Here is a 14,876-nt window from a genome sequence, read left to right on the forward strand (position 1 = left end):
TTATACACTCGTCTCAGGGATTCGATAATTCCCCTGAATACTTCAGGGTTTTCTTATCCTGCCACAAACCCTGTAAGGAAGTGTAACGAAAAGCCGCGTTTACTTAACTTTAGGTTCGTACGGGAGGCGCGACAGCGTGACGGACTTGAGGCGATGCGCAATTAAACGCTCGCGGAACCAGTCGCGCAGGTGAGGGGGCTGTTCGCGCTCAACGACTTCGGCGATCACCGGCATGTTATAGCGCTCTTTGAACGCCACGCCTGCGGCCGCGAGATCGACATTCACTTTGTCCATTTCATCCTGAGGGATGGTCGCCAGATTAATCTTCATTGCCTTCTCCTGATTATGCGGCGCTGACCTTACCGCGGTTGCCCTGCGTTGACAAGCCTGCGCAGGATCATCCTCGACTCAGATATTATACAGAGTTATCCTCTGTCATATAGACATAACAAAAAGGAATGATTGATATGGTATTCACCCCATCCCGCGCGGCCTGCGCACTGACATTTCTGCTTTCTATGGCGACGGCTCCGGCTGCGCTGGCTCATGCCCATCTTAAACATCAGTACCCGGCTGCCGACGCCGCCGTTACTGCTGCGCCGCAGGCGCTGACGCTCAATTTCTCGGAAGGTATCGAACCGAAATTCAGCGGCGTATTCGTCACCGGTGATAAGCAGCAGATCGTTAAAATCGGTGCGGTGAAACGCGCGGAGAATGACAACACCCAGCTAATCGTTACTCTCGAACAACCCCTGACGCCGGGGACCTATGCCGTTGACTGGCATGTGGTCTCCGTCGACGGTCACAAAACTAAAGGCAGCTATCACTTTAGCGTGAAATAAGATGCTGGCGTTCAGTTATGTCGCCCTGCGCTTCGTCCATTTTGCGGCGCTGATGCTGATTTTTGGCAATGCGTTTTACAGCGCGTGGCTGGCACCGTTCTCCCTGCAACGGCTGATGACCCGCCGTTTTCAGCGGCAGCAAAAAATCGCGGCGCTGGTCAGTCTGCTGACGGCGCTGCTGATGCTGGCGGTGCAGGGCGGGCAGATGGGTGACGGCTGGCGTGACGTGGTTCAGCCGGAGATTTGGCAGGCGGTCGCCAGCACGCGGTTTGGCGGCGTGTGGCTGTGGCAAATCGTCCTGGCACTCTTCACCGCCTGTGCGGCCTGGATCGCACCTGCGAAAAGCGCGCGCCTGTTGCTGTTGCTCGCCATCGGCCAGTTTATTTTACTCGCGGGTGTTGGTCATGCGGCGATGCGCGACGGCGTTCCGGGCGTTCTGCAGCGGGTTAATCACGCGATTCATTTGCTCAGCGCAGCGACCTGGGTCGGCGCGTTGCTCCCGCTGGTGTTTTGCATGCGGCTGGCAAAAGGGCGCTGGCGCGTGCCGGCTATCTATACCATGATGCGTTTTTCGCGTATCGGGCACTATGCGGTGGCGGGCGTGATCCTGACCGGTGTGGTCAATATGCTGCTGATCCTCGGCCTGAACTGGCCGTGGCGCACGGAATATGGGCAGTTGCTGTTGTTGAAATGTGCGCTGGTGGCGATGATGGTGGTCATTGCGCTGCTGAATCGGTATCTTCTGGTTCCACGATTTCGTCCTGAATCGGGGCGCGAACAACAATTCTTTATCTGGATGACACAGGCTGAGGTGGTTCTGGGGGCGCTGGTGCTGGCAATCGTCAGTCTGTTCGCGACCTGGGAGCCTTTCTGACAAGGTTTAAAACGTATGAAAAAAACAGTTCTTTCTCTCGTCTTGCTGGCGTGCGCCGGTTCCGCGTTTGCGGCACCACAGGTGATCACCGTGAGTCGTTTCGAAGTGGGTAAAGACAAATGGGCCTTTAACCGCGAAGAGGTGATGCTGACGTGCCGTCCGGGCCATGCGCTGTATGCCATCAACCCAAGCACGCTGGTGCAATATCCGCTCAACGATGTTGCCGAACAGCAGGTTGCCAGCGGCAAAAGCAACGGCCAGCCGATCGGCATTATCCAGATTGACGACCCGGCAAACCCGAGCCAGAAGATGAGTCTCGCTCCGTTTATCGAGCGCGCCGACAAGCTCTGCTAATTTCAGGTTTCCAATAAAAAAACCGCAGGCTTCTGACAGGAAGCAGTGCGGTTTTTTTGTTTTGGGATGCTCAATCGCGAAATTTTCTGACCACTTTTGCTGCGGACTGGAAAACCTGGCGTCGTCATCTATTCTTAAAGTGTCAGGCGACTTGAGCCTGCATTAATGCCAACTTTTAGCGCACGGCTCTCTCCCAAGAGCCATTTCCCTGGACCGAATACAGGAATCGTATTCGGTCTCTTTTTATCTGCATGAAAGTAAAAGTCTTTTCCTGTCTTCACTCATTGCAGATGAGGAACGTCCTGCGCCTCGGATTTAACCATACCACAATCTGGCAGGCCAAAGTCCAGCGCTTTTTGGCGGTTTTGTTAAATTTTTGTGTGGTGGCGGATGCCACCACCTCGGTTAAAAGCGGGCGTTAATCCCTTCGGCGATTTCATCCAGCAGGCCAAAACGGCGGCGGTATTCGGCGCGTTTTTTACTGGCGATTTCCTCAAGCGATTTACGTTCCATCTGTAACGGCAGCTGCCAGCGGAAGCGGGAGATTTTCTGGCCTTCGATGGAGGCCCAGAATTCGTCATAGCTGGCGTGGAAATGGCGGCCTTTGCTCAGGCGATAGCGCAGGGCGCGGAAGACGTGGCCTTCATCGCTGACGGCGTAAATGGCTTTGATATCGCTGTGGGCGGCAAGGTTAAAAATCACCTCCATTAGCACGCGTTTTGGGAACAGGCCATGGCAGGCGCGGGTCGCTTTCTTGATCGTTTCGCGCGTCACACCGCGACGGGGACCCTGCAGCCCGCCGATGACTAACGCCGAATGATCGCCTTCCGGCACGACGCTGAAGGTCACACTCGCCAGCAGCGTCTCTTCTTCATCGCGCAGCCACAGAGTGCTTTCACCTTCGCGCTCTGCTTTGCTGGCGGACGAGGCATAGACGGCGTAACGCGCGTCATCCTTCGCCTGGAAATGGACGATCGGCTGTGCGACGGGATGGGTAAGGGCATTGGCCAGGCTGGTATCCGGCAGGGCATCGAGCCACTCATAGTGGCGAACAACTGCCTCCGCGCGCTGGTTGGAATTGATACCGCGCGTCAGATACTGACGATGGGTTTTGCTCGGCAGCGTGACCTGAGCGGCCAGCAGGCGGTCGAAATCAGCGCGATGGGCCAGAGCGCTCAGCATGCGATTTGTCGAAGACCAGAACAGCAAAGAGCGCAGAAAGAACTTAATTCGATAGTCGCGCTTTCTCCAGATCGGCCCAGGGATAAGCTGACCGTTTGTCAGAGCGGAGATAATATTGGCAGGCTGTGCTTCTGGCACATCAATTTGCAGGCTGGTATTCGACACGATGGTGACCTCATTAGAATTCTGAATCTATTCTAAGGGGCGAGATGCGTCGATTTAAGAGCGGCTAAACCTTTATTCCTGCTTCGTTTAATGATGATTGAAGTTAGCAACATCATCGAGCCAGATCCTGATAAATGTGTATTAGCTATACTTCTTCATGGAGGGGCTATGTACCAGATTCTTGAAGGTCATCAATGGCGTCACGTCTGGGTTGTGAGCGACATTCACGGTTGCTGGCAACGGCTGATGGATGAATTAAAACGCCTTCATTTTAATCCCTATCAGGATTTGCTTATTTCCGTTGGGGACCTGATCGATCGCGGCCCGGACAGCGTGAAATGTTTAGCGTTGATGCAGGAAAATTGGTTTCGCGCCGTGCGCGGGAATCATGAACAAATGGCTCTGGATGCGCTCAGTAATAATGATTTTGCACTCTGGACGATGAACGGCGGAATTTGGTTTTCTCGCCTGACGAACCCGCAGAAATTAGATGCGATGGCGCTGCTCGAAGCCTGTCGGCAATTACCCTATATTATTGAAATCACCTGTGCCAATGGGCTCAACGTGATTGCTCACGCCGATTACCCCTCTGAAAGCTACGAACGGGATAAGCCCGTCAGCCGCAGCCGCGTGCTATGGGAGCGGGGGAGACTCAGCCATCTGATGAGCGGTCGCGGAGAGGGGATTTCCGGGGCGGATCACTTCTGGTTCGGGCATACGCCGCTGAATACACGTTTTGATTTCGGGAATTTACATTACATCGACACCGGCGCCGTGTTTGGCGGCACCTTCACCCTCGCGCAGCTCCAGTAGCTAAAAGTCACTGTATTCCTGAGCCGGGGTCCAGAAGCTGTCGATAAACTCCTCGACCGGGTAGCAGCCGCCGTGGCGAATGCGCTGCTCTTTTTTGGAAGCAACACACTGCATTTCGCTGTTATAGACATCAATCACGATGTCATCGCAGCCGCCGTCCAGATAACAAACAAAGAGTACCAGTGCGAACATCTCATCCTCTGATCTGGCGATCCGAATGATTAGTGTAGGGGAGGTTTTATCGCAGGGGAAATTGAGGGCATAAATAACCCGCCTTCGGGCGGGTTCTTTTTGGAATCAGGCAAGGCGCATGACCCAGGCATCGGACTTCTGATCGTAATGTTCACGGTATAGCACGGAATGTTCGCCATCCAGGATCGCCGGAATGCTGGTGTCAGCGTCCCAGGCATCGAGCTGCATACATAAATCCGGATCGGATTTACAGGGGATGGTTAACGTTCGATCGCCCTGATTATCGCCGCGCAACTCCGCATCGTCGATCTCAAAAGCGCCAATACGCACGCTGGTTTTCGTCATAATGCTCTCCGCAGTTTTGCTTAAAATCTGGTACGACCAGTGTGATCGCCCATTTTTCAGCGTAGTGCAGGAGAGCAAAAGCGCCAGTGAAAATGTGCTGTTTTTTATTCGCTGAGATCGTTACCGGTAAACAGGCGACCATCGCGAACCAGTTCGCGCGGATAGCTGTTCTTCAGACGTGAGCCGACTTTCTTCGCCAGGCCCAGCGGGAAGCCCTGATAGGTGACGATCATTTCGTCTGCCGGTGGCGTGGCTTCCGGGTACACATCGCGGCCGCGATACCACTCTTCCGCCTCTTTGTGCGTCAGGGCAAAGGTGTTTTCATCCCCCGCCAGGGCAATGACCGCTTCATGCTGCCAGCGATAGCCTTTGTTGTGCACTTCCGCCAGCCGCATACCGATGCGGGAGAAACGGACTTTGCCGATGAGAGGCTCGATCTCGACCGGGAAGAGCCAGATCTCTTTGTCGCGCTGCCACAGGCGCAGATTGTCGTCCCAGTGAAGGCCGATTTTATTCGCGGCTTCGGTGATCTGCGCGGTTTCGCGTCCTTTCAGTGGCGCGAACGGGAAGTTGCCGACTTTAAATTTCGGGGCCGGTAAAGCGTCAATGGCGGCCGTTTTACGCAGGCGCGCGACAAAGAAGCCTTCGCAGTCAAAAATCTGCGGGAAAACGTGGAGGAACCCCTCCGGCGTCAGGGCCTCTTTTGCGCCGTCGAACAGCCTGTCCAGCGCCACGAACTCGACGGCCTGCGGGTATTGCTCTTTCAGCCACAGACAGACGGATTCGTTCTCATCGCGGTTCAAGGTGCAGGTGGAGTAAATCAGCGTTCCGCCCGGACGCAGGGCGTGAAACGCGCTGTCGATGAGCTCACGCTGGGTGGCGGCAATCTCAAGGTTGCTGGCTACGGACCAGTTTTTAAGGGCATCGGGATCTTTACGCACCACGCCTTCGCCCGAGCACGGGGCATCCAGCAGGATCGCATCGAAGGATTCCGGTACCGCAGCGCCAAAAACGCGGCCATCGAAGTGAGTCAGGGCAACGTTGCTGATCCCGCAGCGGCTGATATTGGCATGCAGGACCTTCACCCGGCTCGCGGAAAATTCATTGGCCAGAATGACACCCTGATTGCCCATCCGCGCGGCGATCTGCGTGGTTTTCGAGCCGGGCGCGGCGGCGACGTCCATCACCCGCGCTGGCTGATTGTTATCGGCGAACAGCGCGGCAACGGGCAGCATCGAGCTCGCTTCCTGAATGTAAAATAGCCCGCTCAGGTGCTCGGCGGTGCTTCCCAGCGGCAGGGCATCTTCGTCATCGCGCTCAATCCAGAAACCTTCCGCACACCATGGGACGGGCGTCAGCTGCCAGCGGTAGGGCGACACCAGCGTCAGGAAATCGGCCACGCTGATTTTGAGCGTATTCACGCGAATGCTACGGCGTAAAGGGCGCTGGCAGGCGGCGATAAAATCATCCATCGAGAGATGAGCGGGAAGTGCCTCGCGCATCTGCGCCAGGAATTCGTCAGGAAGAAACACGGAGTTTTGAGCCACGGGCGTACCACAGGGAGTAGATAAGGCGCGCAGTGTACCATAAAGGCTCCGGTGCGTTGACACCGGAGCGTTCGATTAACGTGGCAGGGCGGTGCCCCATTCACGCCACTCTTTCGGTTCGCTTTCGAGCAACAGGAAGTGTTTGCCCGGCTGCGCTTTCGGGGCGAGCGGCGTGCCTGGAGGCGTCGCAAAGGCGATGCCGCCGCGGATGAACTGGTTGAAGGTCCCGGTTTTCACCACGCCGCCTGTCAGGCCGAAATCAAGGGAATACCCCGAGGCCAGCCAGAAGACGGAGTTGTTACGCACCAGATGCTGATAGCGCTCGCTGATCCGCAGCCCCACCATTACGCGATCCGACAGCGTACCCAGCGTCAGCCCGGTCACGGTACCGACCTCAATGCCGCGGAACAGCACCGGCGTGCCGATACTCATGGAACCCGCTTCCGGCACTTCCACCACAATGCTCAGACCATCGAGATAGCGGGAGTCCGTGATGGTCGCTTCCTGCAGCTCAAAGTCGCGGCGCGCGTTGCCATTGCCCGGTTCGACGTTGATGTACGGCTGCAGGATGGTGTCGAGATGCTCAACGCCGGCGGCAGAAATCTGCGGCGTCACCACCGAGAAGCGCGTACCGGTGCGGGCAAAGTTCTGCATGTATTCCGGATAAAGCACCGCCGTGGCCTGGACTTCATTGCGGGCAGTAATCAGCGTCAGCTTCTGGATCTGCCCGATATCAATGCCCAGGTAGCGAATCGGCATCCCTTCTGCGAGTTTGCCCGCGTCGAAGGCGTGGAGCGTAATCTGGCCGCCGACCGCGCGTGCGGCGGTTTCCGACGGATAGAGCACGCGTTTATCGCCTTTGCGCTGGTTCGCGCCTGCGCCGCTTAGGTTATCAAAGCTGATCGCCCCACGCAGCGCGCGGGAGAGGGGAGAGGCCTGCACGGTCAGTCCGCTGCCGTTAAGCTGCACTTTCGCGCCGCCTTCGGCCCAGAAGACGCTGTTGGCGGTGAGTAAATTGCGATACTCCGGTTTGATATGCAGTTCGATATCAAAGGCGTCGGCGCGCGGGCGTACGGTGATCACTTCGCCCACTTCGAATTTGCGGTACAGCACCACCGAACCGGCCTGCACGTCTGGCAGAGTGTCAGCGCGCAGCGTCAGGGTGGTGGTCGGCATATCGCTCAGGCTGTTTTCAATCGCTTTTTCCAGGTTGGCGTAGAGCGGATAGCTGTCGCGCATCTCGCCTTTCTGGCCCGGCAGAATACGAATGCCGCCGTTGATCCATTCGCTGGCGCTGGCTCCGAGGAACTCCACGCCGTCGAGACCGACTTTGACGTCGACCCGGCTGTTGACCACAAACTTGCTGTCGCCATGCACCAGGTCACGGTATTGCGGATCGACCGCGACGGAGAAGGTGACGCCTTTTTCGGTCAGTTTGCGCTCCAGCACCTGGCCGACCTGTACGCCGTGCAGAATCAGCGGCTGTCCGGCTTCAATGCCGTAACTCTCTGGCGCGGTCAGGGTCAGGGTCATCACGCCGGGTTTTTGCAGTAAGGCTTTATCTGCGGGCGCGATAACAAAATTGCTGTTGGGCTGGCCTTCGCCGGGGATCAGCTCAAAGGTGCTGCCCGTCAGCAGGCTGCTGATGCTGGCATCACTCAGAGAAATTTTCGGGTTGCGCAGTTCGATACGCGTTTTTTCACGCAGAAGATCGACGACGCTCGGATCGACGGTCATTTCGCCGGTCACCGAGCCGCCCGGGTTCAGCGTCAGTTTGGTGAGCTGCCCGACCTGCAAACCCTGGTACATTAATGGCGTCGAACCGGCGTTCAGCCCTTTGGCATCCGCCAGGGCCAGCTTCACGATCACACCGCGCTGGCTGTGGGCCAGGTCGGCATACAGGCCGAAGTTATCATCGGCGGCGGCGGTGTCCGAATTTTCCGGGGAGTCGAAGGCGATCGCGCCATTGACCAGCGCCGCGAGGCTTTCGAGCTTCACTTTCGCACCGCTGAAACTGACGTCGGCATCCACGCCCGAGACATTCCAGAAGCGACTGCCTTTTTTCACCAGACCGGTGAAGCGGCGTTCGATCAGCACGTCAATGGTGACGCCCTGTTTGTTGGGGTTAATGGCGTAGTCATAGACGCGACCGACCGGGATTTTGCGGAAATAGACCACCGAGCCGCTGCTCAGGGAACCTAAGTCCGGCGAATGCAGATGAATCATCAGATCGCCATTGTTCAGCCGGTATTTTGGCTGGGTGTCCAGGGCGGTGAAATGGTCCTGCGGTTCGCCTTTCCCGGGCATCATGCCGATATAGTTCCCGCCGACCAGCGCGTCCAGCCCGGAAACGCCCGCCAGAGAGGCTTTCGGCGTCACCAGCCAGAACTGGGTTTCGCTGCGCAGGGCATCCTGCATATCGGCTTTAATACTGGCGCGAACCTGAATTTTGTTCAGATCCTTGCCGAGCCGAATATCCTCGACCGTTCCCACTTCGACGCCCTGGAAGCGCACGGGGGTTCGCCCCGCGACGATGCCGTCCGCCGTCTGGAAGTCAATGGTGATGGTATTGCCGCGATCCTGATAGCTCGTCCAGATAAGCCAGCCCGCAATCATCAAAGCGATGACGGGCAGCAACCAGAATGGCGAAATGCGGCGTTTTGTTTTAATTCTCGCTTCAGTCGTCGAAGCGGGCGTTTCCTGACTCATGTGCATCCCAAAGTAAGCGGCTATCCAGCCATTCCACTGCAAGAATAGTCAATATCACCGCAGAGCCGAAATAAAAAGCCGCGGGTCCCATAGTAAAAGCGAGCAACTGATCGCGATTGATCAGCGACATCATTAACGAAATAACGAACAGATCCAGCATCGACCAGCGGCCAATCCACGTGACAAACCGCAGGAGCAGGATGCGGGTGCGTAACCCTTGCTCACATTTAAACTGAATGCTGATGAGCAGGGTGAACATGACGATGACTTTGGTGAAGGGCACCAGAATACTGGCTATAAACACCACCCCCGCCACGGCGAAGTTACTGCTCGCCAGCGACACAATACCTGACATGATAGTGTCTTCCTGTCGCGCACCGTTAACGTAAATGATCGAAATCGGTAACAGGTTGGCGGGCAAAAGGAAAACGATCGAGGCAATCAGCGCGGCCCAGCACTTTTGCAGGCTCTGTTTACGCCGCAAACGTAACGGAATGTGGCAGCGCGGACAGCGACCACGCGCGTCCGGCAGGCCGGTAAAATGGCAGCCGAGGCAGGCGCGCAGATTCGGGTCGGGCCGCGTCGCCGGGCGTTGCGGGTAAAAGCGCTCCCAGAGCTGTTCCACGTTCAGATGGATCAGCGTCATGATGCTGAGTAACACCAACGCGACAAAGGCAAACAGGCCGATGCCGGGCTGTAAGAACGCGTAATCCTGCACCTTAATCGACGCCACGCCGATGCCAACCAGATAGATATCCAGCATCACCCACTCTTTGAGCTTCTCCAGCATCAGCAGAACCGGGCGCAAGTTCATGCCCAGAATATTGCCGAACCAGAGATAGGCGATAGCGGCGACGAGTACCATTGGCGCGCCGACGGTGCAAAACAGCACCATCGCACCGGTCAACGGATCGCCCTGTCGGGTCATCTGCCAAATCCCCATCAGCAGGTTGGCGTCAATGCGCACCCCCAGCAGATATAACTTGAGCAGCGGTTCGCCCCAGGCAAAGGGCATGAGCAGGAGCATGGTGACGGCCATCGCCGCCAGACGGGTCAATGACCAGTCGCGTCCATCGCGAATTTTGGCGTCACAGCGCGGGCAATACGCGCTCTGATGCGATTTCATCTTCGGCAACATAAAAAGCGTATCGCACTGCGGACAACGCTGATAATGTGCACGAGGTAGCGCATCGCTGACCGAGTGGACAGTGATCTTTTTTGCCGGCGTAATTCTTGGAGTATTGAGTGCCATCAGTCGCGCATTAAAGGATTAATTAACGTTATATTAACTCATCTTGGGATTCATCTTGAGAATGAGCGCATTTAATGTTTATTTTAATAGGCTATGCTCTATTTTTTGTACGACAACCAAGTGATTGATTAATGAACAAAACAGAATTCTACGCGGATTTGAACCGCGATTTCCAGGCATTGATGACAGGTGAGACCAGTTTTTTAGCTACGCTGGCAAATACCAGCGCGCTGCTGTTTGAGCGTCTGTCGGATGTGAACTGGGCTGGTTTCTACCTGCTGGAAGGGGATACGCTGGTTCTCGGGCCATTCCAGGGCAAGCTTGCCTGCGTGCGGATCCCGGTGGGACGCGGCGTGTGCGGGACTGCGGTGGCGCAAAATCAGGTTCAGCGCGTTGAAGATGTGCATGCCTTTGACGGACATATTGCGTGCGATTCGGCGAGTAACTCCGAAATCGTCCTGCCGCTGACCGTAAAAAATCAGATTATTGGCGTACTGGATATCGACAGCACGGTCTTCGGACGCTTTAGCGCCGAGGACGAACAAGGGCTGCGCGAACTGGTCGCTAATCTGGAAAACGTATTAAACGCGACCGATTATCAAAAATTCTTTGCGAGCGTCGCAGGATAATCAACGGATAACGTAGCATTTACGGATGACGTCATTATAATGTCGCCTGTTCATGCCTGCGGCTAGTTGGCAACGTCCGTTGTAATCAGGAAATTTCATGGAAAATCAACCTAAGTTGAACAGTAGTAAAGAAGTCATTGCCTTTCTGGCTGAGCGTTTCCCACAGTGTTTCACTGCTGAAGGCGAAGCTCGTCCCCTGAAAATTGGTATTTTTCAGGATCTGGTAGCGCGCGTTGAGGGTGAGATGAGTCTCAGCAAAACCCAACTGCGTTCTGCCTTACGTCTTTATACTTCAAGCTGGCGTTACCTTTACGGTATCAAGCTGGGCGCGACCCGTGTCGATCTCGACGGCAACCCTTGCGGTGAGCTGGACGAGCAGCACGTTGAGCACGCACGCAAGCAGCTTGAAGAAGCCAAAGCGCGTGTTCAGGCACAGCGTGCTGAGCAGCAGGCGAAAAAACGCGAAGCTGCCGCAGCAAATGGTCAAGAAGAAGCGCCGCGCCGTGAGCGTAAACCGCGTCCTGCTCCACGTCGTAGTGAGAACAGCGATCGCAAACCGCGTGCTGATAAACCAGCCGCTAAAGCACAGCGTGCGCCTCGCGAAGAACAACGCCACACTCCGGTTTCTGACATCAACGCGCTGAGCGTCGGTCAGGCTCTGAAGGTGAAAGCGGGTAACAATGCGATGGATGCCACCGTACTCGAAATCACCAAAGATGGCGTTCGTGTACAGCTGACGTCTGGCATGTCAATGATTGTACGCGCAGAACACCTGGTGTTCTGAAACGGAGGCCAAGCCTGGCATGAACACTCTTTTTAGGATCACCGCGCTGGCTGGCCTGTTTGCAATAACAGGCCACGCTTTCGCAGTGGACGATATTACGCGTGCCGATCAAATTCCGCTGTTAAAGGAAGAGACTCAGCACGCGACGGTCAGTGAGCGCGTCACCTCGCGCTTCACCCGTTCACATTATCGTCAGTTCGATCTCGATCAGGCCTTTTCGGCCAAAATTTTCGATCGCTATCTGAACCTGCTGGACTACAGCCACAACGTGCTGTTGGCCAGCGATATCGAACAGTTCGCGAAGCGTAAAACCGAAGTCGGCGATGAGCTGCGCAGCGGTAAACTCGATCTGTTCTACGATCTCTACAACCTTTCCCAGAAGCGCCGTTTTGAACGCTATCAATACGCGCTGAAAGTGCTGGAACGTCCGATGGACTTTACCGGCAACGACAACTTTAATCTCGACCGCAGCAAAGCCCCCTGGCCGAAAGATGAAGCCGAGCTGAATGCGCTGTGGGACGGCAAAGTGAAGTTCGATGAGCTGAGCCTCAAACTCACCGGTAAAGATGAGAAAGAGATTCGCGAAACGCTGACCCGTCGTTATAAATCAGCGATTCGCCGTCTGGCACAGACTAACAGTGAAGACGTGTTTTCTCTGGCGATGACCGCCTTTGCTCACGAAATCGACCCGCATACCAACTACCTCTCCCCACGTAACACCGAACAGTTCAATACCGAGATGAGCTTGTCTCTGGAAGGAATTGGCGCGGTGCTGCAAATGGATGAAGACTACACGGTCATCAACTCCATGGTGGCAGGCGGCCCTGCGTCGAAAAGCAAAGCGATTAGCGTCGGCGATCGTATCGTCGGTGTCGGTCAGACAGGTCAGGGCATGGTCGACGTGATCGGCTGGCGTCTTGACGATGTCGTCGCACAGATCAAAGGCCCGAAAGGCAGCAAGGTTCGCCTTGAGATTTTGCCTGCGGGTAAAGGGACGAAAACCCGTATCGTGACCCTGACGCGTGAGCGCATTCGTCTGGAAGATCGCGCGGTGAAAATGTCCGTGAAAACCGTCGGCAAAGAAAAAGTCGGCGTGCTCGATATTCCTGGCTTCTATGTCGGCCTGACAGACGATGTGAAAGTGCAGCTGCAGAAGCTTGAAAAGCAGAATGTCAGCAGCGTGATCATCGATCTGCGTACCAACGGCGGTGGGGCACTGACCGAAGCGGTTTCGCTTTCGGGTCTGTTTATCCCGTCTGGACCGGTGGTTCAGGTACGTGATAACAACGGCAAAGTGCGTGAAGATGCCGATACGGACGGTGTGGTTTACTACAAAGGTCCGCTGGTGGTGCTGGTGGATCGCTTTAGCGCCTCCGCATCAGAAATCTTCGCGGCTGCGATGCAGGACTATGGTCGTGCGCTGATCGTCGGTGAACCGACCTTCGGTAAAGGCACGGTGCAACAGTACCGCTCCCTGAACCGTATTTACGATCAGATGCTGCGCCCTGAGTGGCCTGCGCTGGGCTCTGTCCAGTACACCATTCAGAAGTTCTATCGCGTGAACGGCGGCAGTACGCAGCGTAAAGGCGTGACGCCGGACATCATGATGCCGACCGGCACCGAAGAGACGGAAACGGGCGAGAAGTTCGAGGATAACGCGTTGCCGTGGGACAGCATTAATGCTGCCACCTTCGTGAAATCCGGCGACATGACCCAGTTCGGTCCGGAATTGCTGAAAGCCCATAACGACCGTATCGCTAAAGATCCGGAATTCCAGTACATCATGAAGGACATTGCGCGTTTCAATGCCCTGAAAGATAAGCGGAATATTGTTTCTCTCAATTTTGCTCAACGTGAGAAAGAGAACGAAGAAGACGATGCAACCCGCCTGGCGCGCATCAACGATCGTTTCAAACGTGAAGGCAAACCGCTGCTGAAGAAACTGGAAGATCTGCCGAAGGATTATCAGGAGCCAGATCCGTATCTGGACGAGACGGTACATATCGCTCTCGACCTGGCAAACCAGGAAAAGAGTAAACCGGCTGCACAACCCGCTCCGGTGAAATAACACCCCCGACAGGCACAAGAAATTGTGCCTGTTTTTTTTAGTTCTGCATCCTCCCGTCAGCAAGCTCATAAACAATGTAAAGTTGTGTCTTTCTGGTGACTTACGCCCCTCGAATCCTTGAAAATAGCCACAATACCCATACGATGTGGGTAATCGCATAGTGCGTTTTGTTAAACAGAGGTTAAAAGAAAATTATGATGCGAATCGCGCTTTTCCTGGTCACCAACCTTGCGGTCATGGTGGTATTCGGGCTTGTGCTAAGCCTGACAGGGATCCAATCAAGCAGCGTTCAAGGCCTGCTGATTATGGCGCTGCTGTTCGGTTTTGGTGGATCGTTTATCTCGCTGCTGATGTCGAAGTGGATGGCGTTGAAATCAGTCGGTGGCGAAGTCATTGAGCAGCCACGTAATGATATGGAACAGTGGCTGATGAACACCGTGGCTCAACAGTCGCGCCAGGCGGGTATCGCTATGCCGCAGGTGGCGATTTACCACGCGCCGGACATTAACGCCTTTGCCACCGGTGCGCGTCGTGATGCCTCGCTGGTCGCGGTCAGTACCGGTCTGTTGCAGAACATGAGCCGTGATGAAGCAGAAGCCGTCATCGCGCATGAAATCAGCCACATTGCCAACGGCGACATGGTGACCATGACCCTGATTCAGGGTGTGGTAAACACCTTCGTTATCTTTATCTCGCGTATTCTGGCGCAGATTGCCGCAGGCTTTATGGGCGGTAACCGTGATGACGGGGAAGAGAGCAACGGCAACCCGCTGATCTATTTCGCGGTCGCCACGGTGCTGGAACTGGTGTTTGGTATTCTGGCAAGCATCATTACCATGTGGTTCTCCCGTCACCGTGAGTTCCATGCGGATGCGGGTTCAGCAAAACTGGTCGGTCGCGAGAAGATGATTGCTGCCCTGCAGCGTCTGAAAACCAGCTACGAGCCGCAGGAAGCAACCAGCATGATGGCATTTTGCATCAACGGTAAATCAAAATCCCTGAGTGAACTGTTTATGACTCACCCGCCGCTTGATAAACGTATCGAAGCGCTGCGCAGTGGGGAATACATCAAGTAATCATGCAGTAAGAAAAAGAAGCCGGGTTGAGCAGAAATGCCGCC

General features: G+C 55.5%; 15 protein-coding genes. 8 read left to right on the forward strand and 7 right to left on the reverse strand.

Annotation, left to right across the window (positions count from 1 at the left end; translation table 11 throughout):
• Nucleotides 1-99: 99 nt before the first annotated feature.
• Nucleotides 100-330 (reverse strand): DNA polymerase III subunit theta, encoded by a 231-nt coding sequence (locus tag AC3WS9_RS09005; RefSeq protein WP_282494643.1) that lies wholly within the window; start codon nt 328-330, stop codon nt 100-102.
• Nucleotides 331-467: 137 nt separating this feature from the next.
• On the opposite strand from AC3WS9_RS09005, the gene yobA reads away from it, so the two are divergent.
• Genes yobA through AC3WS9_RS09020 form a run of 3 tightly spaced genes read left to right on the forward strand, consistent with a single transcriptional unit; the run spans nt 468 to nt 2,070 of the window.
• On the forward strand, nt 468-842 hold the full coding sequence (gene yobA, locus AC3WS9_RS09010; RefSeq protein WP_492487862.1) for a CopC domain-containing protein YobA: 375 nt from the start codon (nt 468-470) through the stop codon (nt 840-842).
• A 1-nt stretch (nt 843) separates the two neighbouring features.
• The gene (copD, locus tag AC3WS9_RS09015; protein WP_492487864.1) at nt 844-1,716 is read left to right on the forward strand and encodes a copper homeostasis membrane protein CopD; all 873 of its coding nucleotides are present in this window, start codon (nt 844-846) and stop codon (nt 1,714-1,716) included.
• Nucleotides 1,717-1,731: 15 nt separating this feature from the next.
• The gene (locus tag AC3WS9_RS09020) at nt 1,732-2,070 is read left to right on the forward strand and encodes a YebY family protein (protein ID WP_282494640.1); all 339 of its coding nucleotides are present in this window, start codon (nt 1,732-1,734) and stop codon (nt 2,068-2,070) included.
• Between the two features lie 405 nt (nt 2,071-2,475).
• Here AC3WS9_RS09020 and AC3WS9_RS09025 read toward each other — a convergent pair whose 3' ends face one another.
• Nucleotides 2,476-3,417: a VirK/YbjX family protein gene (locus AC3WS9_RS09025; protein ID WP_492487865.1), complete on the reverse strand. Its 942-nt coding sequence runs from the start codon at nt 3,415-3,417 to the stop codon at nt 2,476-2,478.
• A gap of 168 nt (nt 3,418-3,585) precedes the next feature.
• On the opposite strand from AC3WS9_RS09025, the gene pphA reads away from it, so the two are divergent.
• Nucleotides 3,586-4,230 carry a protein-serine/threonine phosphatase gene (pphA, locus tag AC3WS9_RS09030; protein WP_285149579.1) on the forward strand — a complete coding sequence of 215 codons (645 nt, stop codon included), beginning with the start codon at nt 3,586-3,588 and terminating at the stop codon, nt 4,228-4,230.
• On the opposite strand, the gene AC3WS9_RS09035 is transcribed toward pphA, so the two are convergent.
• From AC3WS9_RS09035 to yebS, 5 genes are all read right to left on the reverse strand, one after another.
• Entirely contained in the window at nt 4,231-4,422 is a 192-nt protein-coding gene (locus AC3WS9_RS09035; protein ID WP_282494632.1) for a YdfD/YebW family protein, read from the reverse strand. It lies immediately after the preceding gene.
• Nucleotides 4,423-4,527: 105 nt separating this feature from the next.
• The gene (locus AC3WS9_RS09040; RefSeq protein ID WP_095282365.1) at nt 4,528-4,767 is read right to left on the reverse strand and encodes a YebV family protein; all 240 of its coding nucleotides are present in this window, start codon (nt 4,765-4,767) and stop codon (nt 4,528-4,530) included.
• A 104-nt stretch (nt 4,768-4,871) separates the two neighbouring features.
• Nucleotides 4,872-6,314 carry a 16S rRNA (cytosine(1407)-C(5))-methyltransferase RsmF gene (gene rsmF / locus AC3WS9_RS09045; RefSeq protein WP_492487867.1) on the reverse strand — a complete coding sequence of 481 codons (1,443 nt, stop codon included), beginning with the start codon at nt 6,312-6,314 and terminating at the stop codon, nt 4,872-4,874.
• Nucleotides 6,315-6,389: 75 nt separating this feature from the next.
• A complete protein-coding gene (locus AC3WS9_RS09050) occupies nt 6,390-9,023 on the reverse strand; it encodes a PqiB family protein (RefSeq protein WP_285155839.1) in 2,634 nt (877 codons plus the stop codon).
• Entirely contained in the window at nt 8,992-10,275 is a 1,284-nt protein-coding gene (gene yebS, locus AC3WS9_RS09055) for a membrane integrity lipid transport subunit YebS (protein ID WP_285144270.1), read from the reverse strand. Before yebS ends, AC3WS9_RS09050 begins: the two co-directional genes overlap by 32 nt.
• A 131-nt stretch (nt 10,276-10,406) precedes the next feature.
• Here yebS and AC3WS9_RS09060 point away from each other — a divergent pair, with 131 nt between their 5' ends.
• From AC3WS9_RS09060 to htpX, 4 genes are all read left to right on the forward strand, one after another.
• The gene (locus AC3WS9_RS09060) at nt 10,407-10,904 is read left to right on the forward strand and encodes a GAF domain-containing protein (protein WP_282494628.1); all 498 of its coding nucleotides are present in this window, start codon (nt 10,407-10,409) and stop codon (nt 10,902-10,904) included.
• 97 nt (nt 10,905-11,001) lie between these two features.
• Nucleotides 11,002-11,688 (forward strand): RNA chaperone ProQ, encoded by a 687-nt coding sequence (gene proQ, locus AC3WS9_RS09065; protein ID WP_282494627.1) that lies wholly within the window; start codon nt 11,002-11,004, stop codon nt 11,686-11,688.
• Between the two features lie 19 nt (nt 11,689-11,707).
• Nucleotides 11,708-13,756 carry a carboxy terminal-processing peptidase gene (gene prc / locus AC3WS9_RS09070; protein WP_282494626.1) on the forward strand — a complete coding sequence of 683 codons (2,049 nt, stop codon included), beginning with the start codon at nt 11,708-11,710 and terminating at the stop codon, nt 13,754-13,756.
• A 194-nt stretch (nt 13,757-13,950) separates the two neighbouring features.
• Nucleotides 13,951-14,832 carry a protease HtpX gene (htpX, locus tag AC3WS9_RS09075; RefSeq protein ID WP_095282358.1) on the forward strand — a complete coding sequence of 294 codons (882 nt, stop codon included), beginning with the start codon at nt 13,951-13,953 and terminating at the stop codon, nt 14,830-14,832.
• Nucleotides 14,833-14,876: the final 44 nt, after the last annotated feature.

This window comes from Lelliottia sp. EB106-05-01-XG201 (assembly GCF_058791735.1).

Bases quoted from the DNA above. Each gene is read 5' to 3' on its own strand.
- AC3WS9_RS09005 (WP_282494643.1), bottom strand. From the start codon at position 330: ATGAAGATTAATCTGGCGACCATCCCTCAGGATGAAATGGACAAAGTG.
- yobA (WP_492487862.1), top strand. From the start codon at position 468: ATGGTATTCACCCCATCCCGCGCGGCCTGCGCACTGACATTTCTGCTT.
- copD (WP_492487864.1), top strand. From the start codon at position 844: ATGCTGGCGTTCAGTTATGTCGCCCTGCGCTTCGTCCATTTTGCGGCG.
- AC3WS9_RS09020 (WP_282494640.1), top strand. From the start codon at position 1,732: ATGAAAAAAACAGTTCTTTCTCTCGTCTTGCTGGCGTGCGCCGGTTCC.
- pphA (WP_285149579.1), top strand. From the start codon at position 3,586: ATGTACCAGATTCTTGAAGGTCATCAATGGCGTCACGTCTGGGTTGTG.
- AC3WS9_RS09035 (WP_282494632.1), bottom strand. From the start codon at position 4,422: ATGTTCGCACTGGTACTCTTTGTTTGTTATCTGGACGGCGGCTGCGAT.
- AC3WS9_RS09040 (WP_095282365.1), bottom strand. From the start codon at position 4,767: ATGACGAAAACCAGCGTGCGTATTGGCGCTTTTGAGATCGACGATGCG.
- AC3WS9_RS09050 (WP_285155839.1), bottom strand. From the start codon at position 9,023: ATGAGTCAGGAAACGCCCGCTTCGACGACTGAAGCGAGAATTAAAACA.
- yebS (WP_285144270.1), bottom strand. From the start codon at position 10,275: ATGGCACTCAATACTCCAAGAATTACGCCGGCAAAAAAGATCACTGTC.
- AC3WS9_RS09060 (WP_282494628.1), top strand. From the start codon at position 10,407: ATGAACAAAACAGAATTCTACGCGGATTTGAACCGCGATTTCCAGGCA.
- proQ (WP_282494627.1), top strand. From the start codon at position 11,002: ATGGAAAATCAACCTAAGTTGAACAGTAGTAAAGAAGTCATTGCCTTT.
- prc (WP_282494626.1), top strand. From the start codon at position 11,708: ATGAACACTCTTTTTAGGATCACCGCGCTGGCTGGCCTGTTTGCAATA.
- htpX (WP_095282358.1), top strand. From the start codon at position 13,951: ATGATGCGAATCGCGCTTTTCCTGGTCACCAACCTTGCGGTCATGGTG.